Genomic DNA, 17574 nt, shown 5'->3' with positions numbered 1-17574 from the left:
TGCGGTCAGCTGCCGCCCATGCCGCCCCGTGCGGCGATCATGGTCGTCGGCAGCGCTCGTACGGCCTTCTCCAGGCCGGGTGCGAGGGCGCCGAGTCGTCCCGTGCAGGCGTCGACTCGAGCCCGGAATGTCTTGTGGTCCCGCCGTGACACGACCGAGCGGATACCGCCCGCCGCTGCCAGTGCCAGCAGTGCGGCGTCCGCGGCGGGGATCTCGGTCACGGGACCGTTCCCGTGCAGCGCCGCGGACATGCGGGCGCGGAGCGCGGCGGGCACGGCGGGGTCCGTCACGGTCGACCTTCGGGCACCGAAGGGGGTGCGGGGCGCCCGCACGGTGAGGAGCCCCGCCGCGGTCAGCCGGTCCTCCACCTGTGCCAGAGTCCGCTTGCGGTGGCGGCGCACCAGGTGCTTCCAGCCGTGCCCGCCGCCGGCGTCGCGCAGAACACCGTCCAGGACGGGGTCGCCGACCGCTTCCGTGCCGGACGCGGTGACCGTGCCGCCCGTCTCCCGCAGCCGGCCGCGCGATGCGAGGTCGATCAGGGCGGCGGCACGGACAAGCAGCCCCGTCCGGGAACGGTCGTAGGGGCCTTCGGCCGCGTCGTCGTGGGCGAGCAGATACATGAGGCAAGGCAGGTCGTCGATCACACCTCGACGCTATGGCCGACCATCCCGGCCACGGATCGGCCGGGGGAACGGACCGGCACTGGGAGCACAGGAGGATGGCGACCCGGCCTCCTCCCTGAGGAGGAGGCGGAGCCGTCAGGGGCGGCGCGCCCGCACGAGGCCGTGGTCGTAGGCGGCGACCACGGCCTGGACACGGTCGCGCAGGCCCAGTTTGCGCAGCACCGCGGTGACATGGTTCTTGACGGTGGCTTCCGACAGACGTAACCGCTCGGCGATCTCCGCGTTCGACAACGCCTGCCCGATCAGAGTCAGCACCTCGCGCTCACGGCCGGAAAGGCTCTCCAGGGAGGGCGGCGGCGCCTGGTCGGGTGCGGTGCGCAGGAACCGGTCGAGGACGCGGCTCAGCACGGTCGGCGCCAGCAGCGCGTCGCCGCGCGCGGTGACACGGATCGCGTCGACGAGTTCGGCGGGACGGATGTCCTTGAGCAGGAAACCGCTCGCCCCGGCCCGCAGGGCGGCGACCACATGCGCGTCCACGTCCCAGGTGGTCAGCACGAGCACCCTGGCCCCACTGCCCGACTCCGCGATCTCCCGGGTCGCCTCGATGCCGTCCACGACGGGCATGCGTACGTCCATCAGGACCACGTCGGGGGCAAGTTCCCGCGTCAGCCGCACCGCCTCCCGGCCGTCGGACGCCTCACCGACCACCTCCAGGTCGTCCCGGGCATCGATGATCATGCGGAATCCGGTACGGACCAGGACCTGGTCGTCGGCCACCACCACACGCAGCGTCACAGTGCACCCTCCACCGGCAGCCGCGCCGCCACCTCGAACCCGCCCCCGGGCAGCGGCCCCGCGCGAAGGCTGCCGCCCACCAGCCGTGCGCGTTCGTTCATTCCCACCAGACCGCGTCCCGCTCCCGCTGCGGCCGAACTCCCCTGCGGCGCACGTCCGTTGTCCACCACCGTGACCTCCACACACTCGCCTTCGGCCGTCACACGCACGCTCACCTCGTCCGCGCCGGCCGCGTGGCGCAGCGTGTTGGTGAAGGCCTCCTGGACGATCCGGTACGCCGCCAGATCCACCGCGGCCGGCAGCCCGTCGGTGGCACCCTCGCACTGCACGTGCACGGTCATCCCGGTCGCGCGCACCGAGTCGGCCAGCTCGTCCAGACGCGCGAGCGAGGGCACTGGCTCCCGCTGCTCCCCGGTCCCGTCGTGCTCCGCGTCGGGCCGGAACGCGCGCAGCAGCAGGCGCAGTTCGCCGAGTGCCGAGCGGGCGCCCGTCTCGATGGCCCGCAGCGACTGTCGGGCCTGTTCGGGCTGTTCGGTGAACACGTCGTCGGCGGCGCCCGCCTGAATGACCATCACCGACAGGGTGTGCGCCACGACGTCGTGCACCTCACGCGCGATCCGCGCGCGCTCCTCCACCACGGCCCGGCGCAGCTCCGCCCTGATCCGTTCCCGCTGCGCCCTGCGCCACTGTCCCACGGTCCACGCCAGGACGACCGCCAGCAGATAGACCATCAGACCCGCGCCGCCGCCCCTCCCGAACGCCAGCGGCGCGGGCAGGCACATCGCCGCGAGGGCCCACACCGACACGCGCCGCGGCCTGGTGGCCGACAGCATGCACAACGAGACCTGCGCCGCGAGCAGTGCCCCCGTCAAGGTCACCGCGGGCAGCAGCGCCCACACCGCGAGTCCCGTCACCGCGTTCACGGCCAGGACGGCGACCGGGGCGCGCGGCTGCCACCGCAGGGCACAGACCTGCGCGAGGACCAGGGCTACGGCCATGGGCAGCCGACGGCCGTGCTCCGTGCCGGCGACGATCACCGAGGTGCCCAGGACGGAGAGCACCAGACCGGCCGACCCCCACCACAGCGCCCGGGCCGCCCGGGGTGACAACTCGCCCCGCACTTCTCCGGCGAACGGGTCTTCGGACTGTCCACCGCTGCGATCCACGCGTCGAGCCTATCGGCGCAGGGCGGGGCGTTCAGGAGACCACCGCCCTGCAACGCCGGCCGTCGAGACTGACGGCCGGCGCCTACCGAGCCAGGTCTGACGGTGGACCGCCCGCGGCAGGGGTTCCTCCGGAGACTCAACCTGGAACGCATATCCAGGTGGGCGCAGCAGACGCTCGGCTGTGCGACCCGGAAACACGAGTGCGCCCGGCTGGTCGGCGGCCGTTCCCTGCCAGGCGGTGGGTTCGGCCTGCGGGGTGGCAGTGTGCTCGTCGAGTGTGCCGGGCAGTCGTACGTCCGTCGGGCGTGCCTGCGGTTGGGGCCGGGAGGCCGCCGGCCCCCGCACTGTCTGAGGACGTGGCTTGCGCCGCAGGGCGACCGCGCCCTTCTTCACCCCTCATGTGCAGCTGCTACGTCACCTCAACAGCTGGTCTCCGTACGAGGCAGCCCGTGCACCGACTCTCACGGTCGTCCAAGGACCAGGTGTCTGCGCTGTTCGGAGCCGTAGTGTCGGCTTCGGCGCCATCCCCGGCAGCGGGGGCTGTGTGCCGTCGTCGAATTGCCCACGCGGGGCGATGACTGGCGAGAGGCGGCACAACGGACCCCACCACCCCGGCCCGGGGGGACGTGTACGACGACATCGCGTCGTCGCGGCGATGGTCGGCTACAACCGGAGGCTTGTCACCTGGTCCCGAGTGCCTTTCCGCAGGCGCCCGTGCAGGCCAGGGAAGCGCGACTGGCCGGGACACCCCGGTGCGATGCGTCGGGCGGGACGCGTCAGGATGCGAGGTTCCGCGGGCTGGCACACTTTGTCGTGTGAAACCCGTGGTGAAGCGAACGACGAGCGATTTGCGGCGGCACAACCGGTCCGTACTCCTGTCCGCGCTGTATGTGCAGGGACCCACCAGCCGGAACAGGCTGACCCGTGTCTCCGGCCTCAGTTCGGCGACGGTGAGCAATGTCGTCTCCCAACTCCTCGCCGAGGGGCTGATCGCGGAGGGCGGTTCGGAGGACTCCGACGGGGGCAGGCCGCGTTCGGTGCTCGAGATCCGTCCTGACTACGGCACCGTGATCGGGGTGGACATCGGTGAGACGCACGTCAGGATCGGTCTGTTCGACTGGACCCTGTCCGTGCTCCAGTCCGAGGTCTACCCGATCGCCGACACCAGGCTCGACGCCGAGTCGGTGGCCGCGCTGGTGCTCCAGGGGATCTCGGAGGTGACCCGCGCGGCGGGTATCGACCCCGCGGATCTGCTCGGCATCGGCGTCGGTGTGCCCGGCGCGGTCCAGCCCGACCCGCGGATCCCCGGGCGCACGCTGGTGCACGCGCCGACGCTCGGCTGGTCCGGTGTCCCGCTCGGCGAGATGCTCGCCCCCGGGATCGCCGCACCGCTCATGCTGGACAACTGCGCCCGGACCCTGGGCCAGGCGGAGATGTGGCGCGGTGTGGGTCGGGGCGCCGACCGCGTGGTCACCGCGCTCATCGGGGTCGGCGTGGGTGCGTCCCTCGGGTCGGGCGTGGAGGGAGGTGTCGCGGGCCTGGCCCCTGCCACGATCGAGTGGGGTCATACGGTGATCTACGCGGGAGGGCTGCCCTGCCGTTGCGGCTCACGGGGCTGCCTGGAGGCGTACGTCGGGGCCGAGGCCATCCTCCACCGCTACCAGTCCACGCTCGGCAGCCAGCCGTTCCGTTCCGCCGGGACCGAGAGCCGGTTCGCGGAGCTGACGGCACGGGCGGCAATCGACCCGGTGGCCATGGAGACCTTGGAAAAGGTGGGGGAGTACATCGGTATCGGGATCGGCAACCTGATCAACCTGCTCCACCCCGATCTCGTGGTGCTCTCCGGATGGGCGGGCTCGGTGATGGGCGGGGTGGTGCTGCCCACCGTGCGTGAGACGGCCGAGGGGCACGCCCTGTCGTATCTGCGCGGGCGAACCCGGATCGAGGTCGGGCGGCTGGGCCAGGAGGCGGTGGCGATGGGCGCCGCCACCCTGCCGGTGGCGCAGCTGCTGGCGACGAGCGGCCGACGGCCGGCGGTCGCTTCCGGGCGGGAGGCCGGCGCGGAGGCCTGGGCATAGACCTGCCGCGAAACTCGTCCCGGCACGCGCCGCGAAACTCACCGCAGATCTCGTTGCGGTCCTGACCGGACTCCGAACCGGGGCCGCCCGCACCCGGACTGGTTGACGCCATGACGTTCGCCTCTTAGTTTAAGTCGAAGCCAAAGTCTCCTGACCTCCGTGGAGTCTTCATGACGTCTCAGTTCCCCGCAGCCCAGCTCTACATCGACGGAACGTTCCGCCCGGCCTCTTCGGGGCGTACCGCCGACGTCGTGGAGAAGGCCACGGGTGCCGTGATCGGTACGTACGCCCTCGGTGGGGCCGCGGATGTCGGGCGGGCGGTGGCCGCGGCCCGTGCCGCCCAGCCGGGCTGGGCGGAGCTGAGCGCTCCCGAGCGCGCGGCCTGCCTCGGACGGATGGCCGAGTTCCTCCACGAACACCACGCGGAGCTGGTCGAGCAGAGCATGCGCGAGACCGGCGGGGTGCGGGCCAAGGCCGAGGACGAGGTGTCCACCGGCATCCGTCAGCTGCGGATCTCCGTGATCCAGGCGAGTGAGAACGCCGGCGACCTGCTGCCGCCGTACAAGGCGGGCAAGCTCTCGATGTCCCGGGCGGTTCCGCTCGGGGTGATCGGCGTGATCACCCCCTGGAACTACCCGGTCAACCTGGCCATGCGGGCGGTGGCACCGGCACTGGCCTTCGGCAACACCGTCGTGCTCAAGCCCGCCGAGCTCACCCCGATCATCGGCGGCCAGGTGCTCGCCGAGGCGGCTCGTGCCGCCGGGCGTCTTCAACGTGGTGACCGGCGACGGCCCGGAGGCGGGGCACGCGCTCGCCGAGCACGCCGGCCTGAACCTGCTGGACTTCACCGGATCCCGCGAGGCCGGCCTCTCCATCGCAGCCTCCGCCGCCGCCACCCTGCGGCCGATCCGGCTCGAACTCGGCGGCAGCAACGCCTTCGTGGTCCTCGACGACGCCGACATCGACCTCGCGGCCTCGTGCGCGATGGTCGCCTCCCTCGAATACCAAGGTCAGACCTGCATCAGCGCCAGCCGCCACATCGTCACCCGGGCGGTGGCGGACCGCTATGTCGACGCCCTCACCCGCCGCGCCGCCGCCCTGCGGGTCGGCGACCCGATGAGCGGGACGGCGGATCTGGGCCCACTGATCAGCACCCGCCAGCGCGAACGGGTGCACGCCCTCGTGACGGCGTCGGTGGAGATGGGTGCGGAGGTGCTCACCGGCGGCACGTTCGACGGCTCCGGGGGGGCTGTTCTACCGGCCCACCGTGCTGGCCAAGGTGACGCCCGAGATGCCCGCCTTCACCGAGGAGATCTTCGGCCCGGTCCTCCCGGTCACCGTCGTGGACGACCAGGAGGAGGCGGTGGCCGTGGCCAACGGGCTGCCCATGCTGATGAACTCGGTGTTCTCCGCCGACCTCATACGCGGCCTGTCGGTGGTCGAACGGTTGGACGCCGGCGAGGTGCACGTCAACGACGCCCACGCCCGGCACGGCGCCGACGACCAGATGGCGGGCTTCACCAAACGCCAGTGGATCGGTGTCCAGCGCACCCCGCTCACTCTGCCGGCCTGGACCGCAGATCCCGCGACCCGTTGATGCCCGCGGCACGTACGGCGCTGGTGGTGCGCGGCGGCTGGGAGGGCCACGCCCCACGCGAGTGCACCGAGCTGTTCCTGCCCGCACTGGCCGACGCCGGGTTCGCGGTCACGGTACGGGAGGACCTGGAGGCCTATGCCGACGCGGACCTCATGGCACGGACGGATCTCGTGGTGCAGTGCTGGAGCGAGGGCCGGCTGACCGAGGAACAGTGCGCGGGGCTCGTGTCGGCCGTCGAGGCGGGCACCGGCTTCGCGGGCTGGCACGGCGGCGTCGTAGCGACGTTCCAGGACTCTCCCGCGTACCTGCGCATGGTTGGCGGCCTGTTCCTGCACCACCCGGCGGAGTTCGTGGAGTACCAGGTCCGGATCGAGCCGGAACAGCGGGAGCACCCGATTGTCGCCGGGCTGCCCGACATGACGGTGGTGACCGAGCAGTACTGGATGCTGACCGAGCGTTCAGCACGGTACTGGCGTCCACCACCCTCGCGCCCGGTGCCGCGGGGCAGGGCGAACGGCCGGTCGGCATGCCCGTCGCATGGACCAGGCAGTGGGGGAGGGGGCGCGTCTTCTTCTCCGCCGTGGGGCACCGGCCGGACGACCTGCGCGAGCCGACGGTACGGGAACTCACCCGGCGCGGACTCATCTGGGCGGCGCGGTGAACGAAGGGCCGAGTGGGCGGTGAGCGCCCCGGAGGCGAGCGCCCGGCGGACAGGCAGCCGCGGCGCTCGGCGCGTCGGTCTCCCCGAGCTGTTCGCCGTCAGTGACCCGGTCCCGCTGCATGCCCCGTCGGTCGAGGCGACGCGCGGGATGGTGGCCGCCTCTCCGTCGTCACCGAACCCGAGATCACGGACGCCGCCTCCCCTTGTGGGAGCTGCCCAACGTGGTGCTGCGGGTGGCGGCGGGGCAGCCCCTCGCAGCGCCCGGTGGAGTACATCGCACTGTCCGTATCAGCCCGATCTATAATCTTTCGAGACTCCCGTCCATGCGTCCCGGCGCGTACGGTGCAGGGGTCGGACGCCTTGCGTTGCGAGTCGACCCCTGTGTCTGTTGCCAGGTGCGGACTCCGGCGGCTGAGAAATCGACTCATAAAGAAATCGACACGTCGTGAATCGGTACGTCACTCGTATTGACCCCGCATCCACTGCGACTTAGCTTAAGTCGCAGTCAAAGTCGGAACTGGTCGGCTCGGGTCGGCCATGGGTTCGGGTCACAGGCCCTCTGCTGGCACGAAAGTGAGACTGGCCAATGAAGACCAGATTCGTCGCAGTCGCAGGCGCCACGCTGGCCGCCACCCTGGTTCTCGCCGCCTGCGGTGGCGGGGACGGGGTCTCCGACAGCGGTTCGGCACCGAAGGGCGGCAAGATCCGCCTCACCATGTGGGCCTGGGACCCGGGCATGGACAAGGTCGTCGCCCTGTGGAACTCGACGCACCCCGACATCGAGATCGCCCTCAGCAACCCGGCCGGCGGCGACCAGCTCGTCAGCAAGATGATCACCGCGCACCAGGCCAAGACCGCCCCCGACATCGCGAAGGTCGAGTACCAGTCGCTGCCCGGCCTGGTGGCGAACGACGTGGTCCGCGACATCACCGCCGAGACGAAGAAGGCGGTCACGGACTTCGACGAGGCGACGCTGGCCCAGACCCGCTTCCAGGGCAAGGTCTACGGCATCCCGCAGGACTTCGCCCCGCTGATGATGTTCTACCGGGCCGACCTGTTCAAGAAGTACGGCGCAGCTCCACACCAAGGCCCCCGGCGCCTCGATGACCAACTTCGACGCCGCCGACCCCGGCTGGTTCACCGGCCTCGCCCAGCAGGCCGGAGCCGACTGGTGGACCACCCAGGGCGACTCCTGGCACGTGGACATCAACGGCACGGCCAGCGACAAGGTGGCCGACTACTGGCAGGGCCTGGTCGACAAGGGACTGGTGAAGAAGAACCCCTCCTTCTCCCCGCAGTGGAACAAGGAGATGAACAACGGCACCCTCCTCACCTGGATCTCCGGAGCCTGGGCCCCGGCACAGATCGGCGGCATCGCCCCGTCCACCAAGGGGAAGTGGACCGCAGCGCCGCTGCCGGCCTGGACGGCGGGCGACAACACCACCGGCATCTGGGGCGGCTCGGCCATCACGGTCACCACCGACTCCAAACACCCCGCAGAGGCCGCGCAGTTCGCGAGCTGGCTGAACACCGACGCCAAGGCGGTGACGGCCCAGGTCAAGAACATCAACATCTACCCGGCCTCCCCTCCGGCCGCGCCCTGCCGATCCTCGACCAGCCGCCGGCCTTCTTCCCCAACCAGCCGGACTACTACGCCCAGGTGAGCAAGGTCGCGCCGGGCGCACGCAGCTTCTCGATGTGGGGCCCGAACGTCACCGTGACCTTCTCCGCGTACCGGGACAGCTTCGGCGCGGCGCTCCAGTCGGGCAAGTCGTTCACCGGGGCGCTCGACACCATGCAGAACAACACCACGGCCGGCATGAAGAAGCTCGGGTTCACCCTCCACTGACCCCCGGCGACCAGGTCGCCTGGCGCTCCTCCCTGACTCCCGCGCCCGGCGGCCGTACCGGCACCGAGCACCGAATCCAGCCACTCATCCGATGGGGACGACACGTCGATGGCGACAAGCACTTCGCGGCAGAGCCGCAGGGCGGGCCACAGCCGGCTGCCCTATCTGCTGGTCCTGCCCGCGACCCTGCTCCTCCTGTTGTCCGTGATCGCCCCCGGGGCCTACGCACTGCTCCTCAGCTTCCAGCAGCGCAAGGTCAGCGGGGCCTGCTGGGCAACGGCAGCAGAACGGTCTTCGCGGGTGTGGACAACTACTCCGCCGTGATCCATGACGCCGAGCTGTGGCAGAGCGTGCTGCGCATGCTGCTCGTCGGCGCGATCACCGTACCGGCGACCGTGCTCCTCGCCCTGCTGTTCGCGCTCCTCCTGGACACCGCACGGGCCCGGTTCACCCGGTTCACCCGGCTGGCCATCTTCCTGCCGTACGCGGTGCCCGGCGTCATCGCCACCCTCCTGTGGGGCTTCCTCTATCTGCCCGCGACCAGCCCCATCGGCGGGCGGCACATCGACTTCTTCGGCACCTCGATGGTCGATGTCTCGGTCGCGAACATCGCGGTGTGGGGCGCGGTGGGCTTCAACATGGTCGTGATGTACACGTCCCTGCGCGGACTGCCGCCGGAGATCCACGAGGCGGCCAGGATCGACGGGGCCTCGGAGCTCCAGATCGCGCTGCGGGTGAAGGTGCCGCTGATTTGTCCCGCCATCGCCATGTGCACCCTGTTCACCGTGCTCGCCGCCCTGCAGCTGTTCAACGAGCCGAACACACTCCAGCCGCTGTCGAACGCCATCTCCCTGACCTGGGTTCCCCTGATGAAGATCTACACCGACGCCTTCGTCGACTCCGACATCCATCTCGCGGCGGCCACCTCGATCGTCTTCGCGGTCGGCATCCTCGCCGTCTCCCTGCTCGTCGGGCGCCTCGCCCAGACCCGCTGGGGCGCCGCCGGAGCCGTAGCCAAGGAGCAGCGATGACGATCGACTCGCCCGCCCGACCCGCGGTGTCCCCGGTGATCGCCACGCGGACCGAGCGGCCCCGCCGCCGAGGCATCGCCGTGTTGCCGACCGCGGTGCTGCTGCTCGGTGCCGTCTACTGCCTGGTGCCGACGCTGTGGATCCTGATCGCGTCCACCAAGTCACGCAGCGAGCTGTTCTCGACCGCGACCTATCTGCCGTCGTTCGGCTCAGGCCTGATCGACAACATCGCCGACCTGTCCTCGTACGACTCGGGCGTGTTCTGGCACTGGATGTTCAACAGCTTCCTGTACGCGGGGGTCGGCGGGCTCGTGGCCACCGCGGTCTCGGCCGCGACCGGCTACGCCCTCGCCAAGTACCAATTCCGTGGTCGCACCCTGCTGTTCAAGACGATCCTGGCGGGCGTCCTGCTCCCGCAGGTCGTGCTGGCCGTGCCGCAGTACCTGCTGCTGGCCCGGGTCGGCAGCACCGACAGCTATCCGGCGGTGATCCTGCCCCAGCTGTTCAACCCGTACGGCATCTACCTGTGCCGGATCTACGCCGCCGCCTCCGTACCCGACTCACTGCTCGACGCGGGGCGGATGGACGGGGCGAGCGAGTGGCGGATGTTCTCGGCGATCGGGCTGCGGCTGATGGCACCCGGGCTGATCACCGTCTTCCTGCTCCAGTTCATCGTCATCTGGAACAACTTCCTGCTGCCCTTCGTCATGGTGACCAGCGACGACAAGTTCCCGCTGACGGTCGGGCTGTACAGCCTCCTGCGGCACGGCGCCAACCAGGCATCCCTGTACTCCCTGGTGATCACCGGCACACTGCTGTCCGTCATCCCCGTCATCGCGCTCTTCCTGTCCTTGCAGCGGTACTGGCGCATCGACCTGGTGACCGGGGGACTCAAGTGAGTTCGTGTACGCACGTCAGCCGGCGCTTTGCTCTGCGGGGAAGTCGACGCTGAGAGTCACCTCCCGCCAGCCGTCGAAGGCGGACTTGAGGGAGTCGAGCCTGGCGGTGGCGATGTCGTACGCGGCCTTCCCCAACAGCAGGCGTAGCGGCGGCTGTTCGGCCGAGACCGCGTCGATGACGGCCTGCGCGGCGCGTACCGGATCCCCGGGCTGGTTGCCGTAGGTGGCCAAGGTGCTCGCGCGTCGTGTGCCCGCGGTGGCGGCGTAGTCGGCGATGGTGGTGGCGGACTGGCGCATGGAGGGCCCGGACCAGTCGGTGCGGAACGCGGCGGGTTCGACGATCGTGACCTTGATACCGAGTGGGGCGACCTCGGCGGCCAGGGACTCGGAGAGACCTTCCACGGCGAATTTGCTGGCGTGGTAGAAGCCGGTGGCTCCGAAGGCGACCAGGCCGCCGAGGGAGGACATGTTCACGATGTGGCCGGAGCGACGGGCTCGCATACCGGGCAGGACCGCCCTGGTGGTGTCGACCAGGCCGAAGACGTTGGTGTCGAACAAGGCGCGAACCTCGTCGTCCTGGCCCTCCTCGACGGCGGCGAGGTAGCCGTAGCCCGCGTTGTTGACCAGTACGTCGATCCGCCCGAAGGCCGCCTCCGCCCGGGCGACCGCATGGGCGGTCTGCTCGGCGTCGGTGACGTCCAGCGCCAGGACGACGGCGCGTTCCTCGTGCCCGGCGATCACATCGGCGGCCTTCGCGGGATTCCGGGCCGTGACCACCGCCCGCCAGCCGCGTTCCAGCACGGCACGGGCCAGCGCCCGGCCCAGGCCGGAGGAGCAGCCGGTGATGAACCAGACCGGGGAATCAGGGGAGTTCATGCGGGATGCGCCCTTCGTAGTCAGCGTCCGGGAATTCGGCGAGGGTGAAGCTGCCCAGCAGGGTCAGCGACTGTTCGGCGGGGCTGCCGGGTTCGGCTCGATAGACCACCAGGTGCTGGCCCGGCGCGCTGTGGACGGAGAAGGTCTCGAAGTCCAGCGTCAGATCGCCGACCAACGGGTGGTGAAAGCGTTTGGCCGAGGCCGTCTTGGCCCGTACCTCGTGGCGCGCCCATATGCGTGCGAAGTCGTGGCTGCGTACGGACAGTTCGCCCACCAGCTCCTGCAGCCGCTGGTCGTCCGGAGCAGGATTGGCGGCCCGCAGTGCGGCCACGCACCCCTGCGCCACAACGGCCCAGTCGCGGTAGAAGTCCTGTGCGGCGGGGTTGAGGAACATCGCCGTGATCAGGCTCGTCTCGCTGCCGAGCCAGGAGAACAGCGCCTCGCCCAGGGAGTTGACGGCCAGCAGGTCGAGGTAGCGGCCGTAGACCAGAGCCGGTGTGTCCGCCCAGGCGTCCAGCAAGGAGACCAGTTGCGGGCCGACGTACTCCCGGACGGCCCGGGGCTGTCCACGCGGTGGCGGATCGACGAGTGCGCGCAGGTAGGCGGCCTCCTCGTCCGCCAGCAGGAGCGCGGCCGCCAATGCCCCGAGGACCTGGGGCGAGGGATTGCGTTCGCGTCCCTGTTCCAACCGGACGTAATAGTCGGTGCTCACCCCGGCGAGGACGGCGACCTCCTCGCGGCGCAGACCGGGGGTGCGGCGCGTCCCCGCGGGCATCCCGTGGTCCTCGGGGCGCACCAGCGCGCGCCGGGCCCGCAGGAACTCGCTCAGCCGGTTGTTCGTGTCCATGCCTGTCAACGTACGCACCGGTGCCGCCAATTGGGTGGCCCTGCCGCACCCACCCACCCCGAACGACAACGTCGGTTCTCAAGACCACCATTAGGCCTTGAAAACCGACGTCATGTCCCCCCGAAGGTGAAACGTGCAGGCTACGTGGGGATCACGGGGGAGTGCAGGGGTAGTTGTTGCCGGTGCCCAGCACAATGGAATTGATCGGGCTCAGATCTTCGACGTTCCCGTACGGCGCGGCGAAGATGATCGTGTTGCCTCTGCCAGTGCCGTTGTAGCCGGTGCACAGCTCCACCCAGGCACCGCCGTACTGGTTGTTCACCACGTAGTGGTTGCCGAACTGATTGCTGAGGTTGTGCGGACCATAGGCCCAGTAGACACCGCCGTTTTCGATACCCGAGTTCGGGTCGGCGTTGTTGTAGATGCATACGGCTCCGTACGGGCATCCGTAAGCGTCGTCATTGGAAGTCGCGGACGCGGGCCCGGCGGTAACGGCCATGAGTGACCCCGCTACGGCGACGGCCGAAACCGCCAGCCTCACCAAGTTGCCGAAAATCGCAAGTACCTCCTTGTAGTCACGCGAGCGGATGCCGGTCGTGGCGACCGACGGCCAACGGGAGCGTGTGCGAAGGGACCCTCTGCTGGATCGGGATATTCCGAACTGACAGAGGCGGTCCGCACAGCAACCTAAAGGGCCGCCGGCCCCACCGGTCCCTGACAGATGTCAGGGACCCGCCCCGAGTCCGGGACGACAGAACAACGCGGCTTGTGCGTTGACCACGAACGTTCACCGGGTGGGGTGACACGCCGGTCCATGCGCGCGGAGCCGGGGTCAGGCGTGATCATCGTCGCGACGGCGGCACCCGCCCGACCAAGCTGGGGCGCCCCTTCAGGCACTGGAGCGTCCGTAGAACTCGCCGACTCCCTCACGCACAACCGGGTCAGAACCCCGGCCGGAAGCCGCGTGACCAACCCCAGCACACTGGCCACGCCTCCCCGCGCTGATGCATCGTGCTTGTCCGAGAGCGTTCGCCGAACGGAGACGCAGTGACCGATGAAGCTCCCTTCCGGGTAGGACTTCGCGTCGAGGACGTGACCGAGGCGGCCATCTTCTACGCGGGGCTCGGGTTCGAGCAGGCAGGATCGATACCAGGCCCGGACGGCCGGCCGATCATGGCGATCCTGAGACGTGGTGACCTTCAGCTGCTCGTCGATGCCTTGACCGGCATGCCGTTTCCTGACAGCGACCGCGAAGACATGACCAGAACCGGTCCGCGGGGCCTCGGTGTTGTCATAGGGATCGAGGTGGACAACGTCGATGCGACCGCGGACTACTGCCGCTCAGCCGGAGCCACGATCACCGCCGGGCCGCTCAACGCGCCATGGGGCGAGCGATACGCCGAATGCCTCGATCCGTACGACTACGCATGGAAGCTTTATCAGCTGCTCCCTGACCCGCCCCAGGACAGCTTGAGCACCGCATACGACAGCTGGTTCGCCTGAGCCGCACGCGATACCGACCCTCTGAGGGTCGGGTGTGAAACCAGCCGCAGAGAAGCCGATGTAGGTCCTCTTCGCGTAACGGGTGGCGACAGCCCGGTGATGAGCAATCGTCAAGACCTGCGAATGGGGTGGAATGACGCTGCGCGCTGCGCTGCGGCCGCGCAGAGGGGAGTGTCGCCACTCTCCGCTCACCGTGACCCCTCAGGAGAAGTCTGCTGCGGTGATGCCGTCGGGATGTCCGGACGGCCATTCCACCAACTCGATCCGGTATCCGTCCGGGTCCGTGAGCCACGACGTCTTCGGGCCGTGAGGGCCGCCCGGATACTGGACAGGTTCCGGCTCCAGGCCGGCTTCGGCCAGCGTCTTGAGGGTGACGGTCAGCGTGTCCACCTGGATCGCGAGGTGGTCGAAACCGCTGCCCACGTCGACGCGTCCGTCGGCGGGACGGTGGACCAGTTCGAGCGAGGCCGCCGGCTCGCCGGGGAAATTGAGGATCACGAGGTGACTCCCGTCGCCGGCCTCGACCCTGCCCAGTTCGACGTAGCCCAAGGCGGTGTAGAAGCGGAGCGAGAGATCCAGATCGGTGACGCGGTAGGAGACGAAGAGAGTCTTCACGCGGCCTGCCCGGGTCGGCGCACCTGGTAGCGGAGGTGCGTGACGTCTCGGTCCTCGAGCCGTCGGACGAGGTCGAGTTCGATGTGATCACCACCGAGGTGGTCGAACAGCCTGCGGCCCTCCCCGAGGAGGACCTGCACCAGGTGGATCTCCATCTCGTCCAACTGTCCGGCTCGCAGAAGCGCTTGGGCCGCCCCGGCCCCATGGACCATGACCGGCCGGTCCCCGGCGGCGGCGCGAGCCTGGCGGGCGCATTCCTCGACGTCGGTGACGAAACGCGCGTGGCCGGGTGGCACGTCCCCGTCATCCACCTGGTGGGTGAGGACGAGGATCGGCACGCCGTCGTGATGGTCGCCCTGCCAGCGCCCGGCGAGTTCGAAGGTCCGTCGGCCGGAGATCAGCGCGCCGGTCGCCAGCGCTTCGCGGTAGACCTGGCCGCTGGGACCGTCGGATTTCCGGTCGTCGAGCCAGTTGAAGAGCCGTCCGCCGTCGCGTCCGAGCTCCTGACCTGGCCGATCGTCCGGGCCTGCGATGTAGCCGTCGAGGGACATCGACATGTACAGCCGAATCGGATTGCTCATCCTGGCCTCCATTTCTCCTCCATGACACCGGGACCCGCCGCTTCCTGATCCGCCGACGGGGCGGGCATGTCACGAAGAAGACTTCAGGCAACCGGCAAACTCATCGGCCTGACGCGCCGGCTCTGCTGCCCGTCGCCTCATCGCCCCGCTTGTCGTTGGCCTGCGCGGCCTTGACCTCCGCCGCCCCGCCCGCAGTGGTCACCGAACGCGGCTGGTGACAGCGGTTGCGGACCATCGGGCGACGGCCCGTCTCATCTCGCTGGTCCTGCTGCTTGGGGATTGATGTGATCTCTTGCCGACCCAGGACTCCGAAACCAGTACCCGAGCCCTCAGGAGGTCGCCGATAGGATGGATCTGGAACCGGAGACGTGGACGGTCGAGCGAGCCGACTCATCTCGCCGGATCACGACCGGACCAGACGGGGGCACCGCCGAGGTCACCGACCACGATCTCCTCGTCCTCCGTACCGCCTGACACGGCGGCCGGTGCCCGCACCCCGACAAAAAGGGAGACCACGGTGCCCAGCACCACGCGCCGCAACCGCCGCCGCGACACCCCACCACCCCGGACTGGAAGCAACGAGACCGAAGTTCTGCGCGGATTCCTCGACTACCTTCGGACTTCGATCGCCGCGAAGGTCGAAGGCGCTCGCGAACCGCAGGTGCGAACGGCCACGGTGCCGTCGGGCACGAACCTGCTCGGCCTGCTCAACCACCTGACCTTCGTCGAGTGCTCGATGTTCCTGGGGGAGGACGTCACCGACTGGCAGGCGACGTTCCAGGCCGCGTCGACGGACAGCGTGGCCGATGTCGTTGGCGGCTACCGGGACGCGGTCGAGCGCGCGAACGTCGTTCTCGACCGGTGCACGGATCTCGGTGCGCCGGTTCCCCGGCCGCAGCCGGGGAAGCCCGCTCCCAGCATCCGCTGGGCACTCACCCACATGATCGAGGAGACTGGCCGGCACGCGGGCCACGCAGACATCCTCCGCGAACTCATCGACGGCACGACTGGCCGCTGACGAAGTGCGGACACTTGGTGTCTGAGGTCATCTGGCTGACGGCGGACGTCTGATCCGGCCGGGATGTCCCGGCCGGATCTTACTGTCGGCGAGTTGGCGGCCCTCAGCCCGAAATGAGACTCACCTGCGCAGTCTCCCAGTCCGATCTCCGGTGCAGCGACCGGACTTTCGCCAGCCCGTCGAAGAAGCCCTGCGCCTCAAGAGGCTTCCGGCCGTCCGACGTTCGGTCAGGTGGCGAGAATGCCACCGTCTACCGCGACAAAGCTTCCGGTGGCGAAGGACGCCCGATTGCTGAGGAGCCAGAGTGCCGCTTGAGCGATCTCGTCGGGCTCAGCCATGCGTTTTTGCACCTGCCGAGCGACGAACGCCTCTTCCAGCTCCGGAACTGCCTCGATCGCGCCACTGATCATTTCGGTCCTAGTGGTCCCGACGACCAACGCGTTGACACGGATCCCGTGGGCTCCGTACTCGGCCGCCGCCGCTTTCGTCAGCCCGATCACCGCGTGCTTGGCCGCGACATAAGGGGCGGGCGCTCCGGTGGCGATGACGCCGGCACTGCTGGCGGTGTTCACGATGGCCCCGCCTCCGCCGGCGAGCATGACCGGGATCTCGTGGCGCAGGCAGTTCCAGGTGCCCCGCACGTTGGTGTTCATCACCTGGTCGTAGTCTTCCTCGGCCAGTTCGTGCAGCGGGCGGATCTCCGATCCCGCGAATCCAGCGTTGTTGAACGCTGCGTCCAGTGCCCCGAAGCGGTCCACGGCCGCGGCGACAGCTCGTTTCACATCCTCGACGAGCGTCACATCACCCACCTGGTAGATGGCCTTGCCGCCAGCCGCCTCGATCTCCTCGACCAACTCCTTGAGTCGCCTCTCGCGTCGAGCCATCACGACCACCGCTGCCCCCTCTGCGGCAAAGAGCCGCGCGGCCGCTGCGCCGATACCGCTGGAGGCACCAGTGACCAGCGCTGTCCTGCCTGCAAGCAGCCCACCCGACACATGCTCATCAACGATCATGAACTCGATTCCCCCTCGACGACACTTCGCCCGTACGGGCCTGCGAAATAGGCGAGCCAAAGTCGGCGTAGCCGACGGCAGTTCTTGCCGCAAGGACGTCACACGCCGCCCCTCCGCCGCCCCCCGTCCACTTTGGCGCCTCATGGCTAGGACGTACTTGACCGTCAGTCTCGTCGTCCATGCCGCCCAACCTGCCACGGCAGACCGAGGAATGGCACTGAGATTCTGGCGGCTGGGCGCGGACAAGCGGCAGTTGGCCGGGGCGGGAACAGTTTCTGCGGCGGCCGGGCGGCGGCCCCCTGCTCCGATCAACTCCGTGGACGCCAGCTGAAGTACGACTACAAGGAGCCAAGCCGCCGTATCCCGCTCGCTTGCTCAGCGCCCGTCGTCGGGGGGATCAGCAAGCGGGCGGGACGGTAGGT

At 69.4% G+C, this 17574-nt stretch carries 19 protein-coding genes and 3 pseudogenes; 13 read left to right on the top strand and 9 right to left on the bottom strand.

The features are described from left to right. Window positions 1–5 precede the first annotated feature (5 nt). The 3 genes from M2283_RS34770 to M2283_RS34760 form a co-directional block, all read right to left on the bottom strand. Window positions 6–644 carry a GOLPH3/VPS74 family protein gene (locus M2283_RS34770; protein WP_280880459.1) on the bottom strand — a complete coding sequence of 213 codons (639 nt, stop codon included), beginning with the start codon at window positions 642–644 and terminating at the stop codon, window positions 6–8. 114 nt (window positions 645–758) lie between these two features. Then, window positions 759–1418 (bottom strand): response regulator transcription factor, encoded by a 660-nt coding sequence (locus M2283_RS34765; protein WP_280880458.1) that lies wholly within the window; start codon window positions 1416–1418, stop codon window positions 759–761. After that, window positions 1415–2584 (bottom strand): sensor histidine kinase, encoded by a 1170-nt coding sequence (locus M2283_RS34760; protein ID WP_280880457.1) that lies wholly within the window; start codon window positions 2582–2584, stop codon window positions 1415–1417. Before M2283_RS34760 ends, M2283_RS34765 begins: the two co-directional genes overlap by 4 nt. An 815-nt stretch (window positions 2585–3399) precedes the next feature. Between M2283_RS34760 and M2283_RS34755 the strand changes: the two genes are divergently transcribed. From M2283_RS34755 to M2283_RS34715, 10 genes and pseudogenes are all read left to right on the top strand, one after another. Beyond that, entirely contained in the window at window positions 3400–4662 is a 1263-nt protein-coding gene (locus M2283_RS34755; protein WP_280880456.1) for an ROK family protein, read from the top strand. Window positions 4663–4832: 170 nt separating this feature from the next. Continuing rightward, window positions 4833–5841, top strand: a pseudogene (locus M2283_RS52015) (aldehyde dehydrogenase family protein); the annotation flags it as partial. 88 nt (window positions 5842–5929) lie between these two features. After that, window positions 5930–6259 (top strand): aldehyde dehydrogenase family protein, encoded by a 330-nt coding sequence (locus M2283_RS34745; protein WP_280880454.1) that lies wholly within the window; start codon window positions 5930–5932, stop codon window positions 6257–6259. Further along, window positions 6259–6651, top strand: a pseudogene (locus M2283_RS51735) (ThuA domain-containing protein); the annotation flags it as partial. The gene M2283_RS34745 and the pseudogene M2283_RS51735, both read left to right, overlap by 1 nt. Window positions 6652–6698: 47 nt before the next feature. Then, a complete protein-coding gene (locus M2283_RS51730) occupies window positions 6699–6920 on the top strand; it encodes a ThuA domain-containing protein (protein WP_348538945.1) in 222 nt (73 codons plus the stop codon). Between the two features lie 586 nt (window positions 6921–7506). Continuing rightward, a pseudogene (locus M2283_RS52010) lies at window positions 7507–8584 on the top strand (ABC transporter substrate-binding protein). Then, window positions 8581–8769: a hypothetical protein gene (locus M2283_RS34730; protein WP_280880452.1), complete on the top strand. Its 189-nt coding sequence runs from the start codon at window positions 8581–8583 to the stop codon at window positions 8767–8769. The pseudogene M2283_RS52010 and the gene M2283_RS34730 overlap by 4 nt, the downstream one beginning before the upstream one ends. A 108-nt stretch (window positions 8770–8877) precedes the next feature. Beyond that, complete coding sequence (locus tag M2283_RS34725; protein ID WP_280880451.1) at window positions 8878–9093, top strand: hypothetical protein; 216 nt, start codon at window positions 8878–8880, stop codon at window positions 9091–9093. Continuing rightward, on the top strand, window positions 9072–9800 hold the full coding sequence (locus tag M2283_RS34720) for a carbohydrate ABC transporter permease (RefSeq protein ID WP_280880450.1): 729 nt from the start codon (window positions 9072–9074) through the stop codon (window positions 9798–9800). Before M2283_RS34725 ends, M2283_RS34720 begins: the two co-directional genes overlap by 22 nt. Continuing rightward, entirely contained in the window at window positions 9797–10699 is a 903-nt protein-coding gene (locus M2283_RS34715; protein ID WP_280880449.1) for a carbohydrate ABC transporter permease, read from the top strand. The genes M2283_RS34720 and M2283_RS34715 overlap by 4 nt, the downstream gene beginning before the upstream one ends. 15 nt (window positions 10700–10714) lie before the next feature. Here M2283_RS34715 and M2283_RS34710 read toward each other — a convergent pair whose 3' ends face one another. From M2283_RS34710 to M2283_RS34700, 3 genes are all read right to left on the bottom strand, one after another. Then, window positions 10715–11575: an oxidoreductase gene (locus M2283_RS34710; RefSeq protein ID WP_280880448.1), complete on the bottom strand. Its 861-nt coding sequence runs from the start codon at window positions 11573–11575 to the stop codon at window positions 10715–10717. Further along, a complete protein-coding gene (locus M2283_RS34705) occupies window positions 11562–12422 on the bottom strand; it encodes a helix-turn-helix domain-containing protein (protein WP_280880447.1) in 861 nt (286 codons plus the stop codon). The genes M2283_RS34710 and M2283_RS34705 overlap by 14 nt, the downstream gene beginning before the upstream one ends. Before the next feature lie 151 nt (window positions 12423–12573). Next, window positions 12574–12921 (bottom strand): hypothetical protein, encoded by a 348-nt coding sequence (locus M2283_RS34700; protein WP_280880446.1) that lies wholly within the window; start codon window positions 12919–12921, stop codon window positions 12574–12576. Window positions 12922–13469: 548 nt separating this feature from the next. Here M2283_RS34700 and M2283_RS34695 point away from each other — a divergent pair. Further along, window positions 13470–13925, top strand: coding sequence for a VOC family protein (locus M2283_RS34695; RefSeq protein WP_280880445.1), 456 nt, complete (start codon window positions 13470–13472; stop codon window positions 13923–13925). Window positions 13926–14126: 201 nt separating this feature from the next. On the opposite strand, the gene M2283_RS34690 is transcribed toward M2283_RS34695, so the two are convergent. Both M2283_RS34690 and M2283_RS34685 read right to left on the bottom strand, forming a co-directional pair. Continuing rightward, window positions 14127–14540, bottom strand: coding sequence for a VOC family protein (locus M2283_RS34690; RefSeq protein ID WP_280880444.1), 414 nt, complete (start codon window positions 14538–14540; stop codon window positions 14127–14129). Then, entirely contained in the window at window positions 14537–15121 is a 585-nt protein-coding gene (locus M2283_RS34685) for a dihydrofolate reductase family protein (protein WP_280880443.1), read from the bottom strand. Before M2283_RS34685 ends, M2283_RS34690 begins: the two co-directional genes overlap by 4 nt. A gap of 348 nt (window positions 15122–15469) precedes the next feature. On the opposite strand from M2283_RS34685, the gene M2283_RS34680 reads away from it, so the two are divergent. Then, window positions 15470–15595, top strand: a complete 126-nt coding sequence (locus M2283_RS34680) for a hypothetical protein (protein ID WP_432423169.1) — start codon at window positions 15470–15472, stop codon at window positions 15593–15595. 43 nt (window positions 15596–15638) lie between these two features. Then, window positions 15639–16139 (top strand): DinB family protein, encoded by a 501-nt coding sequence (locus M2283_RS34675; RefSeq protein ID WP_280880442.1) that lies wholly within the window; start codon window positions 15639–15641, stop codon window positions 16137–16139. A 227-nt stretch (window positions 16140–16366) separates the two neighbouring features. Here M2283_RS34675 and M2283_RS34670 read toward each other — a convergent pair whose 3' ends face one another. Next, entirely contained in the window at window positions 16367–17152 is a 786-nt protein-coding gene (locus tag M2283_RS34670; RefSeq protein WP_280880441.1) for an SDR family NAD(P)-dependent oxidoreductase, read from the bottom strand. Between the last annotated feature and the right edge of the window lie 422 nt (window positions 17153–17574).

Source organism: Streptomyces pseudovenezuelae (genome assembly GCF_029892565.1).
Classification (GTDB): domain Bacteria; phylum Actinomycetota; class Actinomycetes; order Streptomycetales; family Streptomycetaceae; genus Streptomyces; species Streptomyces pseudovenezuelae_A.
The sequence above is the reverse complement of the archived record's forward strand: the minus strand, read 5'-3'. Positions and strand labels throughout refer to the sequence as shown.

Excerpts from the sequence above, each read along its gene's own strand:
- M2283_RS34725 (WP_280880451.1), top strand. The coding sequence starts at position 8,878 with ATGGCGACAAGCACTTCGCGGCAGAGCCGCAGGGCGGGCCACAGCCGG.
- M2283_RS34715 (WP_280880449.1), top strand. The coding sequence starts at position 9,797 with ATGACGATCGACTCGCCCGCCCGACCCGCGGTGTCCCCGGTGATCGCC.
- M2283_RS34710 (WP_280880448.1), bottom strand. The coding sequence starts at position 11,575 with ATGAACTCCCCTGATTCCCCGGTCTGGTTCATCACCGGCTGCTCCTCC.
- M2283_RS34705 (WP_280880447.1), bottom strand. The coding sequence starts at position 12,422 with ATGGACACGAACAACCGGCTGAGCGAGTTCCTGCGGGCCCGGCGCGCG.
- M2283_RS34700 (WP_280880446.1), bottom strand. The coding sequence starts at position 12,921 with ATGGCCGTTACCGCCGGGCCCGCGTCCGCGACTTCCAATGACGACGCT.
- M2283_RS34685 (WP_280880443.1), bottom strand. The coding sequence starts at position 15,121 with ATGAGCAATCCGATTCGGCTGTACATGTCGATGTCCCTCGACGGCTAC.
- M2283_RS34680 (WP_432423169.1), top strand. The coding sequence starts at position 15,470 with ATGGATCTGGAACCGGAGACGTGGACGGTCGAGCGAGCCGACTCATCT.
- M2283_RS34670 (WP_280880441.1), bottom strand. The coding sequence starts at position 17,152 with ATGATCGTTGATGAGCATGTGTCGGGTGGGCTGCTTGCAGGCAGGACA.